This window comes from Mesorhizobium sp. M4B.F.Ca.ET.017.02.2.1, assembly GCF_003998955.1.
GTDB classification, from domain to species: domain Bacteria; phylum Pseudomonadota; class Alphaproteobacteria; order Rhizobiales; family Rhizobiaceae; genus Mesorhizobium; species Mesorhizobium abyssinicae.
Map to the genome: position 1 here is coordinate 1 of NZ_RZOF01000057.1, position 23,839 is coordinate 23,839.

21 protein-coding genes are annotated in these 23,839 nt (G+C 64.3%); 11 read left to right on the forward strand and 10 right to left on the reverse strand.

The features are described from left to right. Window positions 1-328: 328 nt before the first annotated feature. Window positions 329-1,312 (reverse strand): 4-hydroxybenzoate octaprenyltransferase, encoded by a 984-nt coding sequence (gene ubiA / locus EN738_RS10055; RefSeq protein WP_127283549.1) that lies wholly within the window; start codon window positions 1,310-1,312, stop codon window positions 329-331. Window positions 1,313-1,363: 51 nt separating this feature from the next. After that, the gene (locus tag EN738_RS10060; RefSeq protein WP_127283550.1) at window positions 1,364-2,275 is read right to left on the reverse strand and encodes a LysR family transcriptional regulator; all 912 of its coding nucleotides are present in this window, start codon (window positions 2,273-2,275) and stop codon (window positions 1,364-1,366) included. Window positions 2,276-2,365: 90 nt separating this feature from the next. Between EN738_RS10060 and EN738_RS10065 the strand changes: the two genes are divergently transcribed. Both EN738_RS10065 and purD read left to right on the forward strand, forming a co-directional pair. Continuing rightward, window positions 2,366-3,160 carry a phytanoyl-CoA dioxygenase family protein gene (locus EN738_RS10065; protein ID WP_189524272.1) on the forward strand — a complete coding sequence of 265 codons (795 nt, stop codon included), beginning with the start codon at window positions 2,366-2,368 and terminating at the stop codon, window positions 3,158-3,160. Between the two features lie 152 nt (window positions 3,161-3,312). Further along, window positions 3,313-4,593: a phosphoribosylamine--glycine ligase gene (gene purD / locus EN738_RS10070; RefSeq protein ID WP_127283552.1), complete on the forward strand. Its 1,281-nt coding sequence runs from the start codon at window positions 3,313-3,315 to the stop codon at window positions 4,591-4,593. Between the two features lie 24 nt (window positions 4,594-4,617). Here the strand turns inward: purD and EN738_RS10075 are convergent, their stop codons facing one another. The 6 genes from EN738_RS10075 to EN738_RS10100 all read right to left on the reverse strand — a co-directional run bounded on the left by EN738_RS10075 (window position 4,618) and on the right by EN738_RS10100 (window position 13,602). Further along, window positions 4,618-5,988: an alpha-glucosidase/alpha-galactosidase gene (locus tag EN738_RS10075; protein WP_127283553.1), complete on the reverse strand. Its 1,371-nt coding sequence runs from the start codon at window positions 5,986-5,988 to the stop codon at window positions 4,618-4,620. Window positions 5,989-6,008: 20 nt separating this feature from the next. Continuing rightward, a complete protein-coding gene (locus EN738_RS10080; RefSeq protein WP_127283554.1) occupies window positions 6,009-7,676 on the reverse strand; it encodes an ABC transporter ATP-binding protein in 1,668 nt (555 codons plus the stop codon). 10 nt (window positions 7,677-7,686) lie between these two features. After that, window positions 7,687-8,823, reverse strand: a complete 1,137-nt coding sequence (locus EN738_RS10085) for an ABC transporter permease (protein WP_127283555.1) — start codon at window positions 8,821-8,823, stop codon at window positions 7,687-7,689. Beyond that, the gene (locus EN738_RS10090) at window positions 8,824-9,831 is read right to left on the reverse strand and encodes an ABC transporter permease (protein ID WP_127283556.1); all 1,008 of its coding nucleotides are present in this window, start codon (window positions 9,829-9,831) and stop codon (window positions 8,824-8,826) included. Window positions 9,832-9,949: 118 nt separating this feature from the next. Further along, window positions 9,950-12,034, reverse strand: coding sequence for an ABC transporter substrate-binding protein (locus EN738_RS10095; RefSeq protein WP_127283557.1), 2,085 nt, complete (start codon window positions 12,032-12,034; stop codon window positions 9,950-9,952). A 101-nt stretch (window positions 12,035-12,135) separates the two neighbouring features. Next, window positions 12,136-13,602: an alpha-glucosidase/alpha-galactosidase gene (locus EN738_RS10100; protein WP_127283558.1), complete on the reverse strand. Its 1,467-nt coding sequence runs from the start codon at window positions 13,600-13,602 to the stop codon at window positions 12,136-12,138. Window positions 13,603-13,848: 246 nt separating this feature from the next. Between EN738_RS10100 and EN738_RS10105 the strand changes: the two genes are divergently transcribed. After that, the gene (locus tag EN738_RS10105; protein ID WP_127283568.1) at window positions 13,849-14,691 is read left to right on the forward strand and encodes an AraC family transcriptional regulator; all 843 of its coding nucleotides are present in this window, start codon (window positions 13,849-13,851) and stop codon (window positions 14,689-14,691) included. Window positions 14,692-14,707: 16 nt separating this feature from the next. Here EN738_RS10105 and EN738_RS10110 read toward each other — a convergent pair whose 3' ends face one another. Further along, window positions 14,708-15,817 (reverse strand): glycoside hydrolase family 25 protein, encoded by a 1,110-nt coding sequence (locus EN738_RS10110; RefSeq protein ID WP_127283569.1) that lies wholly within the window; start codon window positions 15,815-15,817, stop codon window positions 14,708-14,710. A 323-nt stretch (window positions 15,818-16,140) separates the two neighbouring features. On the opposite strand from EN738_RS10110, the gene EN738_RS10115 reads away from it, so the two are divergent. From EN738_RS10115 to EN738_RS10140, 6 genes are all read left to right on the forward strand, one after another. After that, entirely contained in the window at window positions 16,141-17,910 is a 1,770-nt protein-coding gene (locus EN738_RS10115; protein WP_127283559.1) for an acyl-CoA dehydrogenase, read from the forward strand. A gap of 28 nt (window positions 17,911-17,938) precedes the next feature. Further along, complete coding sequence (locus tag EN738_RS10120) at window positions 17,939-18,694, forward strand: crotonase/enoyl-CoA hydratase family protein (RefSeq protein ID WP_127283560.1); 756 nt, start codon at window positions 17,939-17,941, stop codon at window positions 18,692-18,694. Between the two features lie 209 nt (window positions 18,695-18,903). Continuing rightward, on the forward strand, window positions 18,904-20,229 hold the full coding sequence (locus EN738_RS10125) for a hypothetical protein (protein WP_127283561.1): 1,326 nt from the start codon (window positions 18,904-18,906) through the stop codon (window positions 20,227-20,229). Continuing rightward, window positions 20,222-20,815, forward strand: a complete 594-nt coding sequence (locus EN738_RS10130; RefSeq protein ID WP_127283562.1) for a hypothetical protein — start codon at window positions 20,222-20,224, stop codon at window positions 20,813-20,815. Before EN738_RS10125 ends, EN738_RS10130 begins: the two co-directional genes overlap by 8 nt. Continuing rightward, window positions 20,812-21,390 (forward strand): hypothetical protein, encoded by a 579-nt coding sequence (locus tag EN738_RS10135; RefSeq protein WP_127283563.1) that lies wholly within the window; start codon window positions 20,812-20,814, stop codon window positions 21,388-21,390. Before EN738_RS10130 ends, EN738_RS10135 begins: the two co-directional genes overlap by 4 nt. Window positions 21,391-21,405: 15 nt before the next feature. After that, entirely contained in the window at window positions 21,406-21,975 is a 570-nt protein-coding gene (locus tag EN738_RS10140; protein WP_127283564.1) for a hypothetical protein, read from the forward strand. Between the two features lie 16 nt (window positions 21,976-21,991). Here the strand turns inward: EN738_RS10140 and pdxH are convergent, their stop codons facing one another. After that, complete coding sequence (gene pdxH / locus EN738_RS10145) at window positions 21,992-22,609, reverse strand: pyridoxamine 5'-phosphate oxidase (protein WP_127283565.1); 618 nt, start codon at window positions 22,607-22,609, stop codon at window positions 21,992-21,994. Between the two features lie 40 nt (window positions 22,610-22,649). Between pdxH and EN738_RS10150 the strand changes: the two genes are divergently transcribed. Next, window positions 22,650-23,114, forward strand: coding sequence for an RT0821/Lpp0805 family surface protein (locus tag EN738_RS10150; RefSeq protein WP_127283566.1), 465 nt, complete (start codon window positions 22,650-22,652; stop codon window positions 23,112-23,114). A gap of 99 nt (window positions 23,115-23,213) precedes the next feature. After that, a partial coding sequence (locus EN738_RS10155; protein WP_127283567.1) for a DnaJ domain-containing protein occupies window positions 23,214-23,839 on the forward strand: 626 nt, incomplete at its 3' end.

The following is a 23,839-nucleotide window of genomic DNA, read 5'->3' on the forward strand; positions in this document are numbered from 1 at the left end:
TACAAAACGAAGCCGCTCGTCCATGATGCCAGTCTCTCGCCAAACCATCGCCGGGTCCTCCGGCGAGGGAGAAAACTGTCACCTATGCAATCGGTCCATTCTGTTACCTATCTATCCGGTTCGGACAACAGCCTTCTTCTCCCCGTCACTATACGGGGAGAAGTGCCCGGCAGGGCGATGAGGGGCGGCGCGACCTCAGGTTTTGGCCACATCAAAAGCCGATCAGAGGCCGTATAACCGCTGTACATTTCTCCTTGCCTGCAAGGCTGGCGCTGCCCCTCATCCGGCTGCCGCCACCTTCTCCCCGTTGAACGGGGAGAAGGGAGAACTACACCAGCGGCTTCAGCGCCACCCAGAGCGAGCCGCCGATCAGGCCGAGGAAGATCAGCCAGCCGACCTGGTTGTTCGACTTGAACAGCTTGAGGCACTGATCCGGATTGTTGATGTCCAGCCTCGCGATCTGCCGCGCCATATGCGCGCCGGCGGCGATCAGCCCGGCCAGCGCCGGCATCGGCGCCTGCGCCGAGGCGAAGGCGATGGCGAAGCAGACAAGCGCGCCGCCATAGAGGCCGACCAGCCAGGTCTTGGTGTTGTCGCCGAACAAGCGCGCCGTCGAGCGCACGCCGACGATGGCGTCGTCTTCCTTGTCCTGATGCGCGTAGATCGTGTCGTAGCCGATCACCCACAGGATCGAGCCGATATAGAGCATGATGGCCGGGCCATCGAGATCGCCGAACTCGACCGCCCATCCCATCAGCGCGCCCCAGGAGAAGGCAAGGCCGAGCACGAATTGCGGCCAGTCGGTGATGCGCTTCATAAACGGGTAGACGGCGACGATGACGAGTGAGGCGATGCCGAGCGGTATGGCGAAGCTGTTGAACTGCAGCAGCACGACTAGCCCCACCAGCGCCTGGATGACCAGGAACACCCAGGCCTGCCGGCGCGTCACCTTGCCGGCCGGCAGCGGCCGCGAGCGCGTGCGCTCGACCTGGTTGTCGATGTCCTCGTCGGCCAGGTCGTTATAGGTGCAGCCGGCGCCGCGCATGGCAACCGCTCCGACCAGGAACAGCAACAGGTACCAGGCTGACGGCAGCAGGGTCAGCAGCGGATCCGTCGGGCGCGGATAGGCGCTTGCCGCGAGCGCGGCCGACCACCAGCACGGCCAGAGCAGCAACTGCCAGCCGATCGGGCGATCCCAGCGCGCGAGCTGCGCATAGGGCCAGAGCCCGCGCGGCAGCGCGCGGTAGACCCAGTGACCGCTCGGCGCATCGGCGACGCGGCCCTGGGCCGCTTTCGACTGGATGGTTTCCATCGTGCTGGAGTGGCAGCAGCGGTGAGCGCCGTCAAGCGGCCGCGTTGTCGCTCAGCCTGTGAAGACATCGTGGCTGGCGAACCACGCTTTCGCCACCTCGATGAAGGCCAGCGCCGCCTTCGACAGGCGCTGGCGCGTGTCATGGGCGAGGATGATGCGCTGCATCGGCAGCGGATCGGCGAGCGGCTTGCAGACCAGCGGCAGGCCGTCATAGCTCAAATCGCCATGCGGCCTGGTGTAGCTGACGGCGACGCCGAAGCCATTGGCGACCATACTGCGCTGCAGCTCGAACGAGCTCGTCGTCGATTGGGCAACAGGCGTCAGGCCACGGCTGAGAAAGAGGTCGAGCATGTGCTGCCAGCTGTGCGGCTGGTCGGTCATGATCAGCGGATGCGCCGCGAGCTCGACCAGGCCGACGGTTCGCTTGTCTGCCAGCACGTGACCGGCAGGCAAAAGCGCATGCGGCCGAAGTTCGTGCAGCAGGACGCGCTTGAAATGCGCCGGCAGGCCGAGATCGTAGGTGAGGCCAAGATCGACGGCCGAATCGGCAAGCCGCCGCCCCAGCGTCTCGAAGGTTTCGTCTCGTATGACGACTGTGACGGCCGGGCAGCGCTCGGCGAAGGCGCGCATCAGCGCCGGCGCGAAATAGGCTGCCAGATCCTCGAAACAGCCGAGCACCAGCTCGCCGCCGACTTCGGCTTCGCGCGATCCGAGCGCGGCCAGCTCGTCCGCCTCGGCCAGCACTTGCCTGGCCTTGGCGACGGCCTTGCGACCGAACGAAGTCAGCGCGACGCCGCTTCCCCGCTGGCGCACGAACAGTTTTTGGCCGAACGCGTCCTCCACATGGTCGATCGCCACCGAAATCGAAGGCTGCGACACATTCAGCGCCTGGGCCGCCATGGTCACGCTGCCATAGCGGGCCACGGCAACGACATAGCGCAATTGGGCGAGCGTGAACTTCATAGCTCAAAACTATAAGCGAGATGACAAGTTATTATTTTACGTGATGTGACGCTCTTGCGATAGTCGATCATCGAACAGCAGGAGAGCACGATGGCCAGCCCGAAAATCGACGCCGCGACAATTGCCGACTACCAGCGCGATGGCGCGGTCTGCATCCGTGGCGTCTTCAAGGATTGGGTCGATGTCATCGCGGATGGCATAGAGCGCAACATCGAGAACCGCAGCGCCGCCGCTTCCGACATCGCCAATGGCAAGGGCAGTTTCTTCGACGACTACTGCAATTGGGAGCGCATCCCTGAATTCGTCAGGATCGTCAGGGAATCGCCGGCGGCCGAGCTGGCGGCCGCCGTAATGCAGTCGCGCAGCGCGCAGTTCTTCCACGACCACGTTCTGGTCAAGGAGCCCGGCACGCAGAAGCCGACGCCCTGGCATCAGGACATTCCCTATTATTTCGTCGATGGCAGCCAGACGGTAAGCTTCTGGATCCCGATCGATCCGGTGAAGGAAGCGACGCTCAGGTTGATCGCCGGCTCGCACAAATGGGAAAAGATGGTGCTGCCGGTGCGCTGGCTGAACGACAGCAATTTCTATGCGGACGAAGGCGACTACCTACCGGTGCCCGATCCAGACAACGACCCGTCGATGAAAGTGCTCGAATGGGAGATGGAGCCGGGCGACGCCATCCTGTTCGACTTCCGGACGGCGCATGGCGCGCGCGGCAACCTGACCTCGGCCCGGCGGCGGGCGCTGTCGCTGCGCTGGGTCGGCGACGACGCTCACTATGTCGAGCGGCCGGGCCGCACCTCGCCGCCCTATCCCGGCCACGGCATGCAGCCCGGCCAGAAATTGCGCGAGGACTGGTTCCCGGTGGTTTTCCAGAGCTGACCGCGCGGGGTGAGCCGCCCATCGGCATGAAACGTCGCGCCCTCCGCGCGACGTTCCCGTGCGCAACCGGCATCGAGCAAGCCAAAAGCCTTGACCCGCCGGCCCTGGGGCAATAGCGGGAGGTCCTGTCGTGGATGACTGGGGATATCGGCATGCGCGTTTTGGTGATTGGCTCCGGCGGCCGCGAACATGCCCTGGCCTGGAAGATCGCGGCCTCGCCGCTTCTGACCAGGCTCTATGCCGCGCCCGGCAATCCGGGCGTTGGCCGCGACGCCGAACTGGTCAAGCTCGACATCGCCGACCACGCCGCCGTTGCCGCCTTCTGCAAGGACAACGCGATCGACCTCGTCGTCGTCGGACCTGAAGGCCCGCTGGTCGCCGGCATCGCCGACGATCTGCGCGGCGAGGGCATCCGCGTCTTCGGCCCGTCGAAGCGGGCGGCGCGGCTCGAAGGCTCGAAAGGCTTCACCAAGGACCTCTGCGCCAAATACGATATTCCGACCGCCGCCTATGGCCGCTTCGCCGACCTCGCCTCGGCGAAGGCCTATGTCGAGAAGGTCGGTGCGCCGATCGTCATCAAGGCCGATGGGCTCGCCGCCGGCAAGGGCGTCACCATCGCCATGACCTTGGACGAGGCGCTGGCCGCGCTCGATGCCTGTTTCGACGGCGCCTTTGGCGCCGCAGGCGCCGAGGTGGTGGTCGAGGAATTTCTGACCGGCGAGGAGGCAAGCTTCTTCTGCCTGTGCGATGGCACGACGGCACTGCCCTTCGGCACCGCGCAGGACCACAAGCGCGTCGGCGACGGCGACGTCGGCCCCAACACCGGCGGCATGGGTGCCTATTCGCCGGCGCCGGTGATGACGCCGGAAATGGTCGAGCGCACTATGCGCGAGATCATCGAGCCGACCATGCGCGGCATGGCCGAACTCGGCGCGCCGTTCGCCGGCATCCTCTTCGCCGGATTGATGATCACCGACCAGGGGCCGAAGCTGATCGAATACAACACCCGCTTCGGCGATCCCGAATGCCAGGTGCTGATGATGCGGCTGAAGGACGATCTCCTGGTGCTGCTCAACGCCGCTGTCGACGGTCAGCTCGCGCATACCTCGATCCGCTGGCGCGACGAGGCGGCGCTGACGGTGGTGATGGCGGCGAGGGGCTATCCCGGCACCCCGGAAAAGGGTTCGGTCATTCGCGGTCTTGAGGAGGCCGCCAGCGACGGCGCCGAGATATTCCATGCCGGCACCGCCATCAACGGCGGCGCGCTGGTCGCCAATGGCGGCCGCGTGCTCAATGTCACGGCGACCGGCGCCACGGTAGGCGAGGCGCAGCAACGCGCCTACGCCGCGCTCGATCGCATCGACTGGCCGCAGGGCTTTTGCCGCCGCGATATCGGCTGGCAGGCCGTGGCGCGCGAAAAGGCCGGCGCCTGATCCTATCCCTGCCGCCAGCGACGATCAGGCTGCCTGTGTCTTGCGATCCGCACGCGCCCAGGCCGGCAGCCAGTCACCGTGAGCGGCAAGCAGGTCGTCGACAAGCGACCAGATCTGGTCGAGGTCGAGTTCGGCCGCGGTGTGCGGATCCATCATCGCCGCGTGGTAGATGTGCTCGCGGTTTTCCGTCATCAGCGCCCGCACCGTCAGCTCCTGCACGTTGATGTTGGTGCGGATCAGTGCCGTCAGCTGCGGCGGCAGGTCGCCGATATAGGTCGGCTGGATGCCGGAGGCGTCGACCAGGCATGGCACTTCGGCGGCGCAATCGAAGGGCAGCGAGGTGATGCAGCCATTGTTGCGGATATTGCCGTAGATCACCGAGGGCTCGCCGGTCCAGACCGAGTTCATGATCGAGGAGGCGTACTCCTTCGACTGCTCGACCTCGATCCGGTCGGCCGAGCGGTAGGCTTCGGCCTGCCCCTTCCAACGCTCGATCTGTTCGATGCAGCGCTTCGGATACTCGTCGAGCGGGATGCCGAACTTCTCGATCAGGTCGGGGCGGCCATCCTTGATGAAATAGGGCGTGTATTCGGCGAAATGCTCCGAGCTTTCGGTGACGAAGTAGCCTAGCCGCGTCAGCATCTCGTAGCGCACCTTGTTGGGGCAGCGCGGGTTCCAGCCGGGCTTCGGCGCGCGGCCTTCGCGATAGGCGCGCACGAGATCGGGATAGAGGTCGCGGTAGGAACCGTCCGGCTGGCGATGCTCGAACTTCAGATAGAAGGCCATGTGGTTGATGCCGGCCGAGCGATAGCGGATCTCCTCGTAGGGAAGGTCGAGGTCGTGCGCCAGCTCCATCGCCGTGCCCTGCACCGAGTGGCAGAGGCCGACCTGCCTAATGGCGGGATATTTTTCCGATATCGCCCAGGTGTTGATCGCCATCGGGTTGACGTACTGCAGCATGATCGCCTCGGGGCAGACCGCGAGCATGTCCTCGCAGATCTTCCACAGATGCGGCACGGTCCGCAGGCCCCGCATGATGCCGCCAACGCCCAGCGTGTCGGCGATGGTCTGGCGCAGGCCGTATTTCCTTGGCACCTCGAAGTCGGTGACGGTGCAGGGTTCGTAGCCGCCGATCTGGAAGGCGACGACGACGAAATCAGCCCCGGCAAGCGCCTTGCGCTGGTCGGAATAGGTCTCGGCCTTCGCCTTGACGCCGAGCGTCGCGATCAGCTTGTTGACCACGACGGCGCTCTCTTCCAGCCGCTGCGGATTGATGTCCATCAGCGCGATCGTCGCGCCGGACAGCGCCGGGCGCTGCAGCACGTCGCCGACGATGTTCTTCATGAACACTGTCGAACCGGCACCTATGAACGTGATCTTGGGATGTCTTGCCACTGAAACCTCCGGCACTTTGTCTAGGCCACATCGAAAGCGGCGCGGACGAGCCGTTCGGTGTAGGCGGTCTTGGGATTGGTGAGCACCTCGTCGACAGGTCCCTGCTCGACGACCTTGCCGTGCTGCATGACGATGACGCGGTGACACAGCGCGCGCACCACCTTGAGGTCGTGCGAGATGAAGAGATAGCTCAGGCCGCGCTCGTCCTGCAGCTTTCGCAACAGGTCGATGATCTGCGCCTGGACGGAGAGGTCGAGCGCCGATGTCGGTTCGTCGAGCAGGATGAATTCGGGCTCCAGCGCGATCGCCCGGGCGATCGCGATGCGCTGCCGCTGGCCGCCGGAGAATTCATGCGGGAACCGCGAAAGGATGTCGCCCGGCATGCCGGCGCTGACCAGCGCCTCGCGAACCCGTTCGACCCGCTCGGGCCGTGTCGCGCCGATGCTGTTGACGACCAGCCCTTCCTCGATGATCTGCCCGATCGTCATGCGAGGATTGAGCGAGGAAAAAGGATCCTGGAAGACGATCTGCATGCGTGAGCGCAGCGGCCGCATTTCGTTGCGCGACAGGCCATGGATCGGCTGGCCGTCGAAACGGATCTCGCCGCGTTTCGGATCGAGCAATCTGAGCAGGGCCTGGCCGAAGGTGGTCTTGCCGGAGCCGGACTCGCCAACCAGCCCCAGCGTCTCGTGGCGGGAAAGCTTGAGGTCGAGGTCGTCGACGGCGACCAGTTCGCGCCAGTCCGGTTTCAGGAAGCTGCCATGGCGCAGCATGAAGCAGACGCGTACGCCGTTCGCTTCGAGAATGGTGCCGCAGCCCTCCGGCAGCGGTTGCGGCCGCCCGCGCGGCTCGGAGGCGAGCAGGCGCTGCGTATAGGGGTGCTGCGGATCGGCGAAGAGCCGTTCGGTGACATTGTGCTCGCGCATCTCGCCATGCTGCATCACATAGACGTAGTCGGAGAACTTGCGCACCACCGTGAGGTCGTGGGTGATCAGGATCACTGCCATCCGCAGCTCTTTCTGCAGATTGCGGATCAGGTTGAGGATTTGCGCCTGGACCGTGACGTCGAGTGCCGTCGTCGGCTCGTCTGCGATCAGCACGTCGGGATCGTTGGCCAAAGCCATGGCGATCATCACACGCTGGCGCTGCCCGCCGGAGAGCTGGTGCGGGTACTGCTTCAGCCGCGCCTCCGGCTCAGGTATCTGGACATGCCGCAAGAGTTCGAGCGCTCGCGCCCAGGCCTCCCTGCGGCCCACCTTGCGATGCACCCTGATTGCCTCGACGATCTGGCTGCCGACCGTGTAGATCGGGTTGAGCGAGCTCATCGGCTCTTGGAAGATCATCGAGATGCGGTTGCCGCGCAGCTTGCGCCGGGCGTGCTCGGGGAGTTTCAGGATGTTCTGCCCATCGTAAGAAACGCTCGACCTCGGCGATACCGTGGCCCGCCGCGACAGCAGCCCCATGACGGTGCGCGCCGTCACCGACTTGCCGGAGCCGGACTCGCCGACGATGGCGATCGTTTCACCGCGATAGAGCTGGAACGAGACGTCCTTGACGGCTTCGACGACGCCGTGTTCGACCTTGAAGGCCACCTCGATGTTGCGGGCGTCGATGATTGGCTGGTCCGCGCGTCCGTCATGGTCGTGGCGGAAGGCTGGCGCGAAGGGCTCGGCGAGTGCGAGGGTCATCCCGGCCACCTCAATAGGGGTCTACGGCATCGCGCAGGCCGTCGCCCAGCGCGTTGAAGGCAAAGACGGTGATCAGCACGAAACCGACCGGCGACAGGATCCATGGATAGGTGCCGATGACCGAATAAGTGGCCGTGTCCTGCAGCATCAGGCCCCATGAGATCAGCGGCGGCTTCACCGCGAAGCCCAGGAAGCCGAGGAAGGATTCCAAGAGCACCACTGTCGGGATCGCCAGCGTCACGGCGACGATCACATGGCTCATCACGTTGGGGAGGATGTGCTGCATGATGATGCGCCGGTCTGTGGCGCCGACTGCCATGGCGGCGCGCACATAGTCGACCCGCGCCAGCGCCAGGGTCTTGCCGCGCACCTCGCGCGACATCTGCGCCCAGCCGAGCGCCGACATGACGATGATGACAAAGGCGAGGAAAACGTTGGTCGGCGCCGTGACCGGGATCAGCGTCGTCAGCGCCAGGTAGAGCGGCAGTTGCGGGAAAGCGAGCACCAGTTCGACGAAACGTTGCACCCACACGTCGAACCTGCCGCCGAAATAGCCGGAGACCATGCCGACCGTGGTGCCGATCATGGTGATGATGAAGACGACCGTCAGCGCGATCATCAGCGAGACGCGCGAGCCGTGGATGGCCCGCGACAGCACGTCGCGACCGAACTTGTCGGTGCCGAGGAAATGCACCGGCTGGCCATCCATCGAGCCGAAGAAATGCCGGTCTGCCGGAATGAGCCCGAACAGCCTATAGGGCGAGCCCTCGACGAAGAACCCAAGCAGCCTTGGGTGTTCGTAGTCGGGGCCGACGATTGGCTGGAAGGTGACCGGATCGAGATCGGCCGAATCGGCAAGCGCATACACCCTCGGCCGCGCGACGAAGTTGCCGTCCTTGTCGTGGAAGCTTGGCAGTTGGGGCGGCGCGAAGGCGATATCGGTTGCCTTCGGGTCCATCGGCGCCAGGAAATCCGCGAACACGGCCATCAGGAGCAGCAGCACGACGAGCCAGAGCCCGGCCATCCCGGTCCACGAACGCTTCAGCCGCCGCCAGACCAGCGCGATGTAGCTCTCATTGCCGCGCGCGGGTTTCTCGATGGCTCCCTCGGCGGGCGGCGGTGGCAGTGATGTATCGCGCGCCAGCATCTAGTTCTCTCCGAACTGGCGGATGCGCGGATCGAGCAGGACGAGCAGCATGTCGGCGATGATGTTGCCGACGATCAGCGTCGCCGACAGCACCATCATGAAGGTGGCGGTAACATAGACATCACCTACCGCCATCGAGCCGACGATCGCCGGTCCGACGGTCGGCAGCGCGAAGATGATCGCCGTCTCGATCTCGCCGGTCAGCATGTAGGGCAGCACCACGCCCTGGTACATGACCAGCGGGTGCAGTGCGTTGGGCACGGCATGACGCAGGACCACGGCGCCGCCGGTCAGCCCCTTCGCCTTGGCCGTCTCGACATATTGGGCGTTCAGCGTGTCGAGCAGATTGCCGCGCATGACGCGCATGTTGTAGGCGAGCCCGCCGAAGGTCGCGATCGCCACCACCGGCCAGACATGCTTGACGAGGTCGACGAACTTTGCCCACGACCAGGGCGCGCCGCCATATTGCGGCGAGAAGAAGCTGCCGATCTCCGACACGTTGAACTGGAAGACCAGCAGGTAGACGATGATCAGCGCCATCAGGAAGCGCGGCACCGTCATGCCGAGGAAGGAGATGGCCGAAAGTGTGGAGTCGATCCAGGAATACTGCCGGGTCGCCGCCCATATGCCGAACGTGATGCCGAGGACGGAAGCGAGCAGGTGGCAGACCAGCGCCAGAAGCAGCGTGCGCGGCAGGCGCTCGCCCACCACATCGGCAACCGGCTTGTTGTAGTAGAGGCTGTAGCCGAAATCGCCGCGCGTGACGATGCCGCCGATCCAGTTGAGATACTGGACGGGCAGCGGCTTATCCAGGCCGTGCTCGATCCGATAGGCCTTGGCCTGCGCGTCGGCCTGGGCGAAAGACGCGCCGCCCTGGTTGATCAACTGCGAACGGATGTAGTCGGCATAGTCACCCGGCGGCGCCTGGATGATGGCAAAGGTGACCAGGCTCAGGATGGCGAGGACCGGGATCGCCGACGCTATGCGCGTGAGCAGGAATCGCAACATCGAACGGCCCGTTTCCTTGTCTCGCCGGTTGCGCCCGCTCAGGGCCTGTCCGGAGGGTTTGCTTTGTCCGGCCGCGCCAGCGGCGCGGCCGGAGTTCTCTTCGTCAGGGAGGTAAACCTTAGTTCATCGGCCCCTTGTCTCCGGGTTTGCCGGGAAGCTCGTCGGGGAACAATTCGTACTTGGCTTGTTTGTCGGCCGCGACAAACACCCGTTCGCGGACGATCGAATCCTCGGCCCAGTTGAACATGAAGATCGGCGTGCCTTGCGGAATGTTGGAGAAGCGCTTGTTGATGATCAGCGCGCCGGGATATTCCGTCAGGCCGACATTGTAGACGTGCTCCGTCGAGATCTTCTGGAAGTCTCTCATCAGGCCGGCGCGCTGGTCGTTGTCCTGCGTCGAGACGAACTTGTTGACGATGTCGACGAGATCCTTCTCGAACGGCATCAGATCGACTTCGCCGCTTTCCGGTGCCCGGTGATTCCAACTGGTCTTGGGGCCGACCGGCGCAAGCTGCTCGGTGTTCTGCACGACGGAGGTCAGTTCCTGGTCGTTGCGCCTGATCAGCCAGTCGAAGCGGCCGGAATATTGCGAGGCGTCGCGCTGGGTACCGTTGAGGCCGTTGAGCACGACCCTGAGCCCCAGCTTTTCCATCTGGGCGACGACGCCTTCGGCAAGGCTCTTGTCGGTGGTGTAGTCATTGTTGACCAGCATCACGATCTCCACGTCCTTGCCGCCGGCGGTGCCGGCCGGGAAGTTCACGATGCCATCGCCGTCGGTGTCCTTGAGGCCAGCCTTGGCGAGCTCGGCCTTGGCGCCCTCGAGGTCGAAGGGATAATAGACGGTCGACTTGCGGTAGTAGAAGCTGGTGCCGGATGAGAAACCGCCGGCGTAGATGGCGGTGAACGGCCCCTTGACCAGGGAGTCGCCGAGCGCCTTGCGGTCGAACGCCATGGTGACGGCCTTGCGGAAGTCCTCGTTGCGGTTCAGCTCGCGGATGGCCTGGCCGCGCTCGTCGGGATTGCCCCAGCCATTGGCGGAAAAGTTCATGCGAAGATTGTAGCCGATGAGCCGGGGTCCGAAGGCAAGCCTGGCGGGCGCGTCCTTTTCCGCCGCGCGTTTCAGCGAGGCGACGAAGTTTTCCGGCTGTTCCAGGTTCGAGAAGTCGCCCGAGCCCGCCACCGCCTGGACGTCGCGGTCGGCCCAGGTCGAGAGCTTGTATTGCAGTTCGTTGAGGTAAGGCAGCTGGTTGCCCTTCTCGTCGACCTTCCAATAGTAAGGGTTGCGGCGCATGACGATGATGTCGTCAGGCCGGTACTCGACCGGCACCCAGGCGCCCATCACCGGCATGTTCATGTATTCCGGCGGGAAGGCGTTCTTGAACTGGTCGTAGGTGTTCTTCGAATATTTCGGATGCTGCGGCTTCAGAATGTGCGACGGGCCGGGGCAGAACGTGCCGTAGGCCATGGCGTAGAGATATTGTCTCGGGAAGGCTTCCTTGAAGGTCCATTCGACGGTGTAATCGTCGATTTTCTTCAGCGTCGTGCCGACGCCGAAGGTTTCCGGCGTCGCGCCATTGAGCGGCGAAACGTTCGGATCGACGACTTCGTCGTCCCAGTAGAACATGACGTCGTCGGCGTTGAAGGGCGCGCCGTCCGACCATTTGGCGCCTTCGACCAGGTGCATGGTCAGCTTGTGGCCGTCCTTCGACCACTCCCAGCCCTTGGCGAGGTTGGGCAGCGGCTCGGTGTCCTTGGCCTCGACCTGGAACAGCGGCGCGGTACGCGTCAGGCATTCTGAAAGGCCGATATCGATGCCGCCCCAGCCTTGCGTCTGGCCGGCGCCGTAGTTCCAGCCTTCCGGCCTGCCGCCGATGACATGGCGCATGGTGTCGCCGTAGACGCCGATGCCATCAGGCATGTTGCCCGTCTTGAAGACCAGTGGCTCCTTCGGCAGCCTGTCTTTCAGCGGCGGCAGCTTGCCAGTCTTGACGAATTTCTCGGTGACCCAGTCAGGCTCGTGATATTCCGGCAGCGCCTTGAACTCCAGGATGGAGTCGCGCGCCACATACTTGATCTTGCCCTCGGCCGGGAACGTTGCCGGCTCCGGTGGGATCGTCGGTTCGGAAGCGAAAGCATTGAGCGCGGGGATTGAAACGCTCAGCGCCAGTCCCGCCGCTATGCCAAGTCTGTGTAAGTTCCTCATAGTCTCCTCCCAGGTGTTGGACGTCTGCTGCCCGCCTTCTATGCAGTGCGGCTGAATTGGCGGACCGCCGTGCGGCGGATCCGCGTTGGTGCCTGACTGTCTCAGCCGGCCTGTTTCAGTGCCGCCTTCTCGGCGCGCAATTCCTCGATCGAGCGCACACTGCGGCGCGCGGCACCGGCCCATTCGCGGGTCTTGACCTTGGATTTCGAAAGCCGCTCCTTTGCTGCCGGAACCGCATGGGCATATTGCGGCAGCCAGGCGGCCTGGGCGACGACCATCTCGTCCACCATCTGCCAGACCTCCTCCGGCGTCGAAACCGCGCCGACCAGCGGGTCATGCAGTACGGCGAGCTTCAAGAGGTCGATGTCGCCTGATATCGCGGCATGCACCGACATGCGCTGGACGTTGATCGAGGAGATGCAGGTGGCGGCGCAGGCCTCCGGCAACGTGATGCCGGCGGCCATGTTGATGCCGAACCGATCGACGAAGCCGGGCGACTCGATGATGGCGTCCTGCGGCAGATTGGTGATCACGCCGTTGTTCTTGACGTTGAAATGGCCGCGATAGACGCGGTTCGTCTCCAGCGCCTCGAGGATGTGGCTGGCGTGCTCGTTGGAGCGCTTGGCCGGGTCGATCGGCTTCGACGCCGCTTCAAGGAATTGCGGATATTCCGTTTCGAACCAGTTGCGGGTCTCGGTCGAGTAGCGCAGGTAGCCGCCAGTCTCGCCGTGGATCCAGTCGGACATGTCGATCCAGCGCGTGATCTCGTCGGGGCGCTTGCGGTACCAGGGCAGATACTCGGAAAGATGCCCGTTGCTTTCGGTCGAATAGACGCCGAAGCGCTTCAGCACGTCGATGCGCAGCTTTTCCTGCTTCGAATAGACCGGGTGCGCCTCGAAGGCGGCGACCAGTTCGTCCTTGCCGATCGGCCGGCCGTTGAGGCGCAATTCGATGAACCAGGTCTGGTGGTTGATGCCAGAACAGACATAGTCGAGTTCCCCGGGCGATTTCGCTCCCAGCACCTCGGCAATCTGCTCGGCGCCGTGCTGCACGCCGTGGCAGAGCCCGACCGTGTCGACCTTGCCATACTCGATCGCGGCCCAGGTGTTCATCGCCATCGGATTGGCATAGTTGAGGAATTTGGCGTTCGTGTCGGCCACCTCGCTTATGTCCTTACAGAAATCGAGGATCACCGGGATGTTGCGCTGGCCGTAGAGGATGCCGCCGGCGCAGATCGTGTCGCCGACGCACTGGTCGATGCCATATTTAAGCGGAATGCGGATGTCGTCGGCATAGGCCTCCAGGCCGCCGACGCGCACGCAGCTGATAATGTAGCGCGCGCCCTCGATCGCCTTGCGCCGGTCGGTCGTTGCCGTCACCTTGGTCGGCAACCTGTTCGCTTCCACGATCCTGTCGAGGATAGCCTTGATCATGCCGAGATTGTGCTCGCTGACGTCGGTCAGCGCGAATTCGATGTCGCTGAATTCGGGGACACACAGAATGTCGGTGAACAGCTTCTTGGTGAATCCGACGCTGCCGGCGCCAATAATAGCGATTTTGAAGCTCATCACCTTCACCTTGGTCCAATCGAATGCTAGGCAAGGAGCAGCAAGGGAGGGTATGGCCGCACGCCATGGCGTGCATGCCACTCAGGCCGGAAATCCGGCCTTTTCTCCTCCCGCCCGCTCCTCGACCGCGGGTCATTCCCGTTCTCTGGAGCTGGATTATGCGCTTATTCGTAGGCACGAACAAAGAAGGATTATGCTTTCGAGGGTAATTTTGTGCTGCAGGACCTGATCGCCAACGGGCCATCGATGCGGACGGTCTCGCTGCCGCGTGGCCGCCAGCGCCTCCATGCCATGCCGACCAGCACCGGCTATGAGGTGCGCGAGGACGAAACCTATGACTGGGACGGGCGAAAGCGCGGCCAGACCCCGTTCACCGTCCTCCAGCACACGATCGGCGGCACCGGGCAATTGCGCTACGAGAGCCGCAACTACCGCCTGCAGGCGAACGACACGCTGCTGGTGCTGGTGCCGCACAACCATCGCTACTGGCTGGCCAAGGGTGATCGCTGGGAATATTTCTGGATCTCGATGAACGGCGAGGAGGCGCTGCGCATCCACAAATCGATCCTGAGCGTCTCGGGCCCTGTGTTTCGGCTGCAGCCAACGACGATCGACCATCTTGCCGACTGCAGCCTGCGCCTCATCACGGGGGCCGGTTCGCCGGGTGCCGCTTCCGCCGTCGCCTACGAAGCTGCCATGGCCCTTTACGACGATGTTTTCGGGTCGCACGCCTTCGCGGAAAAACAAAGCGCCATGCAGCCGGTGATCGACCACATCAACGCCAATCTCGACAAGCCGCTGCCGGTGGCGGACCTCGTCCACATCAGTGGCCTCAGCCGCGCGCACTTCTCGCGCTGCTTCGCCGAGAGCGAGGGCATCCCGCCCGCCGAATTCGTCTTGCAGCAGCGGTTGCAGCGCGCGGCAAAACTGCTGACCAAAGCGGATTTCCTGCCGGTCAAGGAGGTCGCCGTCCTGTGCGGCTTCGAGGACGCGAATTACTTCTCCAAGGTTTTTCGCCGTTCCTACGGCACGACCCCGACGCAATTTCGCACCACTGGCATGTATGCCAGCCTGGGAAATCATCGCTGACCCGGTTGCCGGTTGCTCAGCGCCGCCTGCGGTCGATCGCGGTCGAGGCGGTGCTCACGGGATCGGCCGCCGCGAAGGCGGCCTCGAGCTGCAAGGGCGAGCGCTGCTCGGTGCGCTTCCAGGCAACATATTCGGCAATGCCGAAGCGCGGCCGCCGTGGCACCGTCTTCACCACCGGCATGCTGAAGCCGTCGCGGAATTTCTGCCAGCGCTGGCCGAGCACCGAGACCATTTCCTCGAAGGTCGGCGGCGTCGCCACATCGGCATAGGTGATGGTGAATTTGCCGGCGAGCCCGGCCTCGCGCGAGACCGGCACCGGGATCGAGGCGAGATAATCTGACGGCACGTCGATCAGGCCGCCAAAGGCCCATTGCTGCCGCAACCGGTCGGCATTCATCGGCGCGACGGAGACGTCGATGTCGTTGGGCGTGCCCGGCACGCGGTAGGGGCATTTTAGGCGGCCGCAATTGGTGTGCGCCGAAAACTGCCAGAGCGCGTAGCCCTGCCAGTTGCCCATCGGAAAATGCACCTCGATGTCGGGCTTGTAGCGCGCATACCAGAGCGGCAGCCGCGACAGGAGCCGGTACTGATAGCGGTTGTCGGCAATGAATTGCGCAGTCCTGCCGTTGGTGTAGAGCACCGGGAAGCGGCCAAGGCGCCGATGCACCTGGCGCACGAACTCCTCGGCATCCTCCAGCGACATCCACTGCGTCGGATCGTTGCCTTCGATATCGAGGGCAACGAGGTCGTCCGGCGCCGGTTCGGCGAAATCGATGAAGTTATTGGCCTGCTCGACCGGGTTGCCGGGGCGGGCAAGGTGATAGGCGCCCCATTTCAGGCCGAGCGCCTTGGCCACCACCTTGCGCGTCTGAAACAGTTCGCGCGTCACCGCGAAGCGCTTCCACAACGCCTTGCAGAGCCGGACCTCGGTCTCGTCGCCCGAACAGAAATAGGCCGGCGGCAGCCCGTCGGAGGCCTTGTTGATGAAACCGACGATGCGCTTGTCGGTGGCAAGCTCGGCCCAGTCGATGGAATTGTATTCGTAGGCGTCGATGACCAGCGCGCGGTCAGCGTTCTTCCACGGCTCGGAGAAATCCGAGGCCTGTGCCGCCGTGCCGAGCACCATCGCAGCCGCGAGAAGTGCCAGGCGGCGAAGAGGGCGCGCCGGCTCTTTCAATCAGGGTTGTCCCCACTGACCAGGCATCGATCCTGAACCGCTATGGTTAAGGAAGTGCTTTCAAAACCAATGAGACTCTTTGCGGCAAAAGCGCGACGAAACATGAACGGATCGGGCGCCGGCTGCTGCGGCGTGTCGTTGCGACTGCAAAATCCGCGTGACAAAGTTTGACGTTTACGTAAAAAGAAGATTGAGGCCGGCCAAAGGCGGATGGTTTTGCATCGGCCAGGGTCCTACGATCAAGCGGCTGAGGCAGCGGAGGAGCAAGCGGCATGTATAAGGCACCCGTCGAGGACATTTCGTTCACGCTGAAGCATGTCGCCGGTCTCAAGCCTGCGCTGGACGCCGGCACGTTCGGCGATCTCGGCGAAGACCTTGTCGACGCCATCCTGGCCGAAGCCGGCCGCTTCGCCAGCGAGGAGGTGGCGCCGCTCTACAAGATCGGCGACGAGCATGGCGCGGTGCTGCGGGATGCGGCCGTCACCATGCCCCCCGGCTGGAAGGAGCTCTACCGGCGCTGGATCGACGGCGGCTGGAACGCGCTGTCAGGGCCGGAGGAATTCGGCGGCCAGGGCCTGCCGACCATGCTTGCCGTCGCCGCGCTCGAAATGTGGAACTCCGCCGCCATGGCCTTCGGCATCGGCCCGACGCTGAGCATGGGCGCGGTCGAGGCGCTCGACAAGCACGCCTCCGAGGCACTGAAGGAAAAATATCTGGCCAAGCTCGTTTCCGGCGAGTGGATGGGCACGATGAACCTGACCGAGCCACAGGCGGGTTCCGACCTCGCCGCGCTGCGCACGCGCGCCGAACCTGTCGGCGACGGCACCTACCGCATCTTCGGCCAGAAGATATTCATCACCTATGGCGAGCACGATTTCACCGACAACATAGTCCATCTGGTGCTGGCGCGGCTGTCCGACGCGCCGCCCGGCACGCGAGGCATTTCGCTGTTCCTGGTGCCGAAATTCCTGGTCGGCGACGATGGCGCTCTCGGCGCCCGCAACGACGTTTTCTGCTCCGGCCTCGAGCACAAGCTCGGCATCCACGCCTCGCCGACCTGCACCATGATCTATGGCGACGGTTTTCAGGGCACGACTCCCGGTGCCATCGGCTGGCTGATCGGCGAGGAGAACAAGGGCCTGGCCTGCATGTTCACCATGATGAACAATGCGAGGCTTGCCGTCGGCATGCAAGGCGTTGCGGTGGCCGAGACAGCGACGCAGAAAGCGATCGCCTACGCCAACGAGCGTCGCCAGGGCAAGGCGTCGGACTATTCAGGCTCCGGCATGGCGCCGATCGTCCATCACCCCGACGTGCAGCGCAATCTGCTCACCATGAAGGCGCTGACCCAGATCGCGCGCGCCATCAGCTATTCTTGCGCCCATGCCCTCGACCGCGCTCGCGTCGGCGAAGGTGAGGCCGCCGCCAATTGGCGCGATCGCGCCAACCTTTTGACGCCGCTGGCAAAAGCCTTTTCGACCGATGTCGGCGTCGAGGTCGCCTCATTGGGCGTCCAGGTGCATGGCGGCATGGGCTTCATCGAGGAGACGGGTGCGGCCGCGCTCTACCGTGACGCTCGCATCGCGCCGATCTACGAGGGTACCAATGGCATCCAGGCGATCGACCTGGTGGCGCGCAAGCTGCCGCTCGGCGGCGGCGAACATGTGCATCAATACATCGGCGAGTTGAAAGCGGCGGCGGACGCGGTGCGTACCTCCAACATCGAAGGCTTCGGCCGCACCGCCGATAATCTCGACCGGGCGCTTGGCGATCTCGACGAGGCGACACGCTTCCTGCAGACGCTGATGGCCGATGGCAAGGCTGACGCCGCCATGGCCGGGGCCACGCCTTATCTGAGGCTGATCTCGCTCGCCGCCGGCGGCGCCTATCTGGCGCAGGGTGGGCTTGCCGATCGCGGCCGCATCGCGCTCTGCCGCTTCTTTGCCGAAAACCTGCTCGGCGAGACGCGCGCCTTGAAGGAACGCGTCATCGACGGGTCCGAAAGCCTCGCCGCCGCAGGCAAGGCACTGATTTCCGCCTAGAGCATCCTGACATGCGAAGGAACTGACCGTGACAGACCACATCCTCGTCGAGCGCCAGAGCGCCGTGCAGATCATCCGCATGAACCGGCCTGACAAGAAGAACGCGCTGACCCGCGCCATGTATGCGAAGATGTCGGCAGCCCTGGCCGAGGGCGACGCCGATCCGGCGGTGCGCGTGCATGTCTTCCTCGGCGTCCCCGGCGCCTTTTCTTCCGGCAATGACCTTGCCGACTTCCTGGTCATCGCCACCGGCGGCGAAGGCGGCACCGAGGTCTGGGATTTCCTGATGGCGCTGGCCAAGGTTGAAAAGCCGATGGTGTCGGGCGTCGACGGCATCGCGGTCGGCATCGGCACGACGCTCAATCTTCATTGCGACCTGACCTTCGCCACACCGCGCACCATCTTCCGCACGCCTTTCGTCGACCTCGGCCTGGTGCCTGAGGCGGGCTCCAGCCTGCTCGCGCCGCGGATCCTCGGCCAGCAGGGCGCCTTCGCCCTGCTTGGTCTCGGCGAAGCTTTCTCCGCCGAGCGCGCGAAAACCGCCGGCCTGATCTATGACGTCGTCGAGGAAGGCGCGTTGGAAGCCGCGGTTCTGGCCGCTGCCAACGAGATCGCCGCCAAGCCGCCGCAGGCGCTGAAGATCGCGCGCGACCTGATGCGCGGCTCGCGCGACGATCTCGTCGCCCGCATCAAGGTCGAAAGCGAGCATTTCCGCGAGCGCCTGAAATCCGAGGAAGCGCGCGCCGCGCTCACCGCCTTCATGACGCGCAAGAAAGCGAGCTGATCCACGACACTGTCAGGTTGTGGCAGCTTCGCGCGAAACTCGCGTCAAACGCGATTTTTGATCTGTACACCGCGGTTCTCGCGTCCTATCCCACGAACCGACGGGGCGGGGGCCTGGTCGGTGGAGAGGACATGGCCCGCAACATCGCTGCCAAGACGCAACCTTCCGAAACGATCTGGGGCATGCATTTGACGGATTGAGCGTCCGACATGCTTGCCGATGCCGCAAAGCCGCTGGCGCTGACCCTGAAACTCTGGTGGCGCTTCTGGCCGCAACTGGTCGCCATGGTGCTGCTGGGCATCGTGTTCGGTGACCTGTTCATGCAGATCGCCGCGCGCGCCGCCTTCCTCAACCACATGGCGGGGCTTGCGCTGCTGACGTTGGTCGCCCTGACGCAGCTCACCGTCACCGTCGCCATGTTCCAGACGCTGCTGCCTGCCCTGCCGGCGACACGTGCCGCGCAGCAGGCGGCACGCAGCGAAGCGTCCGGCGAGGTGCGCAGCGGAGGCGCGCGGCTGGCGCGCATGGTCACCGTCGCGCTGCTGCCGTTCTTCGCCTACTACGCGGCCTGGGGGTTCCTGGGCGACACGGTGCGGCAATATTCGCGCGTCACGCTCGACATGGCGCCGTTCGGCGAAAGCGCGGGGAACGTGCTCGATGTGCTGGATTCGCGATGGCTTGTCCTGTCCGTCGTGATCTCATGGTTGATCCGGCGCTTCGCCAACGCAATGCAGAAGCGCGGCGAGGCGCGCTCCTTCTGGCAGATCGTCGTGGTGATCTGCGAGACAAACTGGATCTTCATCGGTCTCTACGTCATCTCGCGCTGGAAGGACGAGGTCGTCGGCTGGTTGATGAGCCGCAACATCTTTTCCGTCCTGCAGGCCGCGGCGGACGGGATGGCCACTCCCATCGCAAGCGCCTTCGCCGATCCCATGGTTCCCGTCGAGGTCACGTCCGTCGACACGACGGCCAGGCTGGTGAACCTGTTCTTCTATATGCTGCTGCCGGTGATCTGGCTGGTGCTGGCCGCGCTCATCTACGGCTACGACGTGCGTGACGACAAGGAACTGATGCGCGCGCATCAGCGCGTCGAACGCCTGGGCGCGCGCTACAGCACCATTCCGAAATTCCTTCGCGATTTCGTCGAACACTTCATCAGCGGCTATCGCTCGCGCTATCTGCCGATCGCCAACGGTGTGCGCATCACGCTGAGCTCGGGCGTTGTGCTGGTCGTCACGCTGATCGTCGGCTACCGGCTGGTCGACTGGCTTGCCGCCTGGGCGTGGCTGGGCACGACACGCCTCATCGGCCCGCATGAGCTCGACACCTGGCAGGTTCTCTCGCATGGCGTTTCCTTGCTGTTCGGCAGTCCGTTCCAGGACTCATCGACCGGCATCCTCGTCGAGCCGCTGCGCATCTGCTTCCTCGCCGCGATCCTCGAAACCGCATTCGCGTTGCCGAAGCGCCAGACCAGTGGAGGCGCGCAGCCCACCGGTCCGAAAGGCGCGGCGGAAGTCGAGGCGCAAAATGCTTGAGGCCGCCCGCTCGCGTCTGAAAGCCTGGATCGTTGCCGGTATAGGCACCGCGGCGGCGATTGCCGTTGCCGGTGTCCTGGGCGCCTTCGGCGCAAGGCACGAGCCGATGCCCGTTCTGGCGCAAACCAGTCGGATCGAAACCGGCCAGTGGCTGCTGCAACCATTGAAGGCCTACGTCACCGACGGGAAGCATGCTTATGGCGCGCCGCTCCAGCCTGGCGGGAAAGCGCTCGTCCTCGAAGTCGAAATGACCAACCGCACGGCAAAGTCCTCGAAGGATTATTTCGAGATCCTGCGAGCGAGCCAAACAGCGGCCGATGCCGCGACAAAGCCTTTCATCGTGCTGATGCGCGACGCGACGCTGTCGCCGGAACTGCATCCCGGCATGCCGGAGCGCATGGCCTACATCTGGGAAATGCAGCCTGGCGCGGTGTCGCCGACGAGCTTCGACCTGACGGTCATCGACAAGACCTATAAGCAGCGTGACAACCTCTACGGGTTGCCCGGCTGGTTCAATCCGACGCCGATCGGCACGCTGACGCTTGCGGTCGGTGCCGGGCCGGACACGGCGCAGGTCCAGCCATGATGCGGAAGATGGCCAACGTCATCCTGCTGCTCCTCGCGACCGCCCTCTGTTACGGCCTGCAAGTGTCGAAGCCGCACTATGCCGAACTGATCGGACCGATCCCGGCCTACGGCAAGCTGGGCGATGCGGTTGTCGGGCGCGGCTTCGAGGCGCGCGCCGCCAAGGTGGCTTTCGCGCGCAACCTGAAGGTCGACAGATATGGCCAGACCAAAGTGTTCACGACTGGCGGCATCTGGGCGGTGGTGACGGTCGAGTTTGCGGCAAGTGCGCAATCGACGACGGTGGCGGTCGCTTCCTGGCGCGGTCCGACGGGCCTCGCCTATGACCAGACCGAACGGCTGTCCTTTGCCGATGGCCTGCTTCCCGTGGCCATCGATCCCGGCCTGCCAAAAAAGGCGAGGCTGATCTTCGAAGTACGGCCGGACGAGGTGAGCAATGCCACATTGCTAATCTCCGAAAAACTGATGTCGGCGCTCGACTCGCAGGCCGAGATCTCGCTCGGACCGGTTGCTGCCGGAGCTGACGGCTTACCCGCCGAGACTGTCGACACGCTCGATCTGACGCAGCCGATCTGAAGGGGATGGCGCCAAATGACGGCAAGGAGTCTGGATTGGGAGAGCGGGCAGGGCGAACGGAAATGGCGTCGCCGCAGCCTTTGGGCTCTCCTCCTGCTCGTTCCGCTGGCACTGGCCGGGCAGGCCTATGACAGCGTCAAGACGCTGCTGGGCGGCGAGGATTTGTTTCCGCGCCAGGTCGCCTGGGGACAGAGCGCGCATTTCGGTGGCAGCGACTGGAAACTGACCGATCTGCGCGGCGCCTTCGGCATGTCGAACCTGCCGCCGGATTCGGTGCCGGTGCTGGCCGACTTCTCCGTAAAGGTTGGCGATCCCGATCTCCAGAAACTCTGGCTTGGGTGCAAGGTGATGCTGATCGATGCCGAAGGCAGGCGCTGGTCGCCGACATCGCTGGTGTCGCTGAAAGCGCCGGGCGATGTCCACACCTGCGTGTCGGCGATCTTCTCCGGCGCCAGACGCGGCGATACGTTGAATTTGCGTGAGACGTTCCTGGTGCCGAGGCAGGCGACCAAGACGATACGCCCGGCGGTCGGCCTCGCCAGCGAGAGGCCGCATTTCCTGTTCTTCCAACTAGAGAAGGATTGATCTCCGGCGCATCCAGCTAGGGATAGAGCCGCGCCTTGTCCCAGCCGCCTTCCGCGTTGCGCGAGAAGACCAGCCGGTCATGCAGGCGGAACGGCCGGTCGTGCCAGAACTCGATCGACTGCGGCACGATGCGGAAGCCCGACCAGTGTTTTGGCCGAGGGATCTCGCCGATCGGGTAACGCGCGGTGTATTCGGCCACCGCCTTCTCCAGCGCGAAGCGGCTTTCCAGCGGCCGTGACTGTTTCGAGGCCCAGGCGCCGATGCGGCTGCCGCGCGGCCGCGTCGCGTAATAGGCGTCGGCCTCGGCGTCGCTGACGATCTCCACCGGGCCGCGCACGCGCACCTGCCGGCGCAGCGACTTCCAGTGGAAGCACATCGCCGCCTTCATGCTGCCAAGAATCTCGCGGCCCTTGGCGCTTTCGAAATTCGTGTAGAAGACGAAACCGCCTTCATCGAACCCTTTCAGCAGCACCATCCGCACGTCAGGCATGCCATCGGCATCGACGGTCGCCAGCGCCACGCCGTTGGGGTCGTTGGGCTCGCTCCTGGTCGCGTCCTCCAACCAGGCGGCAAACAGCCGGAACGGCTCGGCTGCTTCGGTAAAGTCACTCGTTGTTAACTCAGTTTCGCTCATAGTTTTCCAAATTCTTACCGTAGCCGGAGGACATTGCCTGTTGTCGCGCATCATGCAAGCTTTTGACAGCAGGCAAAGGGGCGTTATCGCTTCGGCCAGCGTCAGGCTGATGGTCGCGGCCATGGCCCTGCCGCTAGCCGCTTGCGGCGCCGGCGGCTTCAGTCTGGAGAAGGCGGAAATCGACCGCTCGATCGTCACCGCCAGCGCGCCTTCCTCGCCCGCCGCGCCGGCGAGCGGCGATGAGGACTCGGATCAGACCACCATCGGCAATGCCGTCTCATCGGCCGACATCCGGGAACTTGGCGGCCAGGGGGTGCCATGGGCGAATGTCGGCACCGGGTCGCGCGGCTCGATCACTGAAATGGTCGAACTGAAGGACGCCGGCCTGACCTGCCGCCGCTTCACCGCCTCGCGCGAGAGTTTCGACGGCGTGTCGCTGTTCAAGGGCCAGCTCTGCATGGCCGCCGCCGGCGGCTGGCACATGCAGGAATTCAAGGCGCTCTGAATTCAGTCGCCGATCGCGTCTTGCGCCACTGGAATTTCTTCCTATGCGAGCGCATATAGGAAGCGACCATGAACTCATTTTCTCTTGCAGGCAGGATTAATGCGCGACCCCTATGAGGTGCTGGGCGTTGCCAAAAACGCATCGGCGAAGGACATAAAATCGGCGTACCGCAAGCTCGCCAAGAAGCATCATCCGGACCAGAATCCGAATGATCCCAAGGCGAAGGACCGTTTTGCCGCCGCCAACCAGGCCTACGAGATCGTCGGCGACGAGAAAAACCGCGCCGCATTCGATCGCGGTGAGATCGACGCCGACGGCAAGCCGAAATTCCAGGGTTTCGAGGGCGCTGCCGGCGGTGGCGACCCGTTCGCAGGCTTTCGCCGACAGCAAGGCCCGGGCGGCGCGCATTTCGAATTCCGCTCGGGCAGGCCGGGCGGCGATCCGTTCGATGGCAACAGCGACATCTTCAGCCAAATCTTCGGCGACGCCTTCTCCGGCGCCCGCGGCGCCGGCAGGAGCGGCGACCGCCGTCAGCCGGTCCAGGCCGCCGACCTCAACGTCACGCTCGACGTCACCATCGAGGAGGCCGCCACCGCCGACAAGGTGACGGCGATGTTCCCCGACGGTCGCAAGATGGCGGTGAAGCTGCCGGCCTATGTCGAGGACGGCCAGACCATCCGTCTGAAGGGCCAGGGCGAGCAGGGACCGGGCCAGCCGGGCGACGC

What these genes read in the sequence shown, in the direction of transcription:
- EN738_RS10100 (WP_127283558.1), bottom strand. Translation starts at nt 13,602, where the DNA reads ATGAGCTTCAAAATCGCTATTATTGGCGCCGGCAGCGTCGGATTCACC.
- pdxH (WP_127283565.1), bottom strand. Translation starts at nt 22,609, where the DNA reads ATGAGCGAAACTGAGTTAACAACGAGTGACTTTACCGAAGCAGCCGAG.
- EN738_RS10110 (WP_127283569.1), bottom strand. Translation starts at nt 15,817, where the DNA reads ATGGTGCTCGGCACGGCGGCACAGGCCTCGGATTTCTCCGAGCCGTGG.
- purD (WP_127283552.1), top strand. Translation starts at nt 3,313, where the DNA reads ATGCGCGTTTTGGTGATTGGCTCCGGCGGCCGCGAACATGCCCTGGCC.
- EN738_RS10095 (WP_127283557.1), bottom strand. Translation starts at nt 12,034, where the DNA reads ATGAGGAACTTACACAGACTTGGCATAGCGGCGGGACTGGCGCTGAGC.
- EN738_RS10085 (WP_127283555.1), bottom strand. Translation starts at nt 8,823, where the DNA reads ATGCTGGCGCGCGATACATCACTGCCACCGCCGCCCGCCGAGGGAGCC.
- EN738_RS10115 (WP_127283559.1), top strand. Translation starts at nt 16,141, where the DNA reads ATGTATAAGGCACCCGTCGAGGACATTTCGTTCACGCTGAAGCATGTC.
- EN738_RS10090 (WP_127283556.1), bottom strand. Translation starts at nt 9,831, where the DNA reads ATGTTGCGATTCCTGCTCACGCGCATAGCGTCGGCGATCCCGGTCCTC.
- EN738_RS10140 (WP_127283564.1), top strand. Translation starts at nt 21,406, where the DNA reads ATGACGGCAAGGAGTCTGGATTGGGAGAGCGGGCAGGGCGAACGGAAA.
- ubiA (WP_127283549.1), bottom strand. Translation starts at nt 1,312, where the DNA reads ATGGAAACCATCCAGTCGAAAGCGGCCCAGGGCCGCGTCGCCGATGCG.
- EN738_RS10105 (WP_127283568.1), top strand. Translation starts at nt 13,849, where the DNA reads ATGCGGACGGTCTCGCTGCCGCGTGGCCGCCAGCGCCTCCATGCCATG.
- EN738_RS10060 (WP_127283550.1), bottom strand. Translation starts at nt 2,275, where the DNA reads ATGAAGTTCACGCTCGCCCAATTGCGCTATGTCGTTGCCGTGGCCCGC.
- EN738_RS10080 (WP_127283554.1), bottom strand. Translation starts at nt 7,676, where the DNA reads ATGACCCTCGCACTCGCCGAGCCCTTCGCGCCAGCCTTCCGCCACGAC.
- EN738_RS10135 (WP_127283563.1), top strand. Translation starts at nt 20,812, where the DNA reads ATGATGCGGAAGATGGCCAACGTCATCCTGCTGCTCCTCGCGACCGCC.
- EN738_RS10065 (WP_189524272.1), top strand. Translation starts at nt 2,366, where the DNA reads ATGGCCAGCCCGAAAATCGACGCCGCGACAATTGCCGACTACCAGCGC.
- EN738_RS10125 (WP_127283561.1), top strand. Translation starts at nt 18,904, where the DNA reads ATGCTTGCCGATGCCGCAAAGCCGCTGGCGCTGACCCTGAAACTCTGG.
- EN738_RS10130 (WP_127283562.1), top strand. Translation starts at nt 20,222, where the DNA reads ATGCTTGAGGCCGCCCGCTCGCGTCTGAAAGCCTGGATCGTTGCCGGT.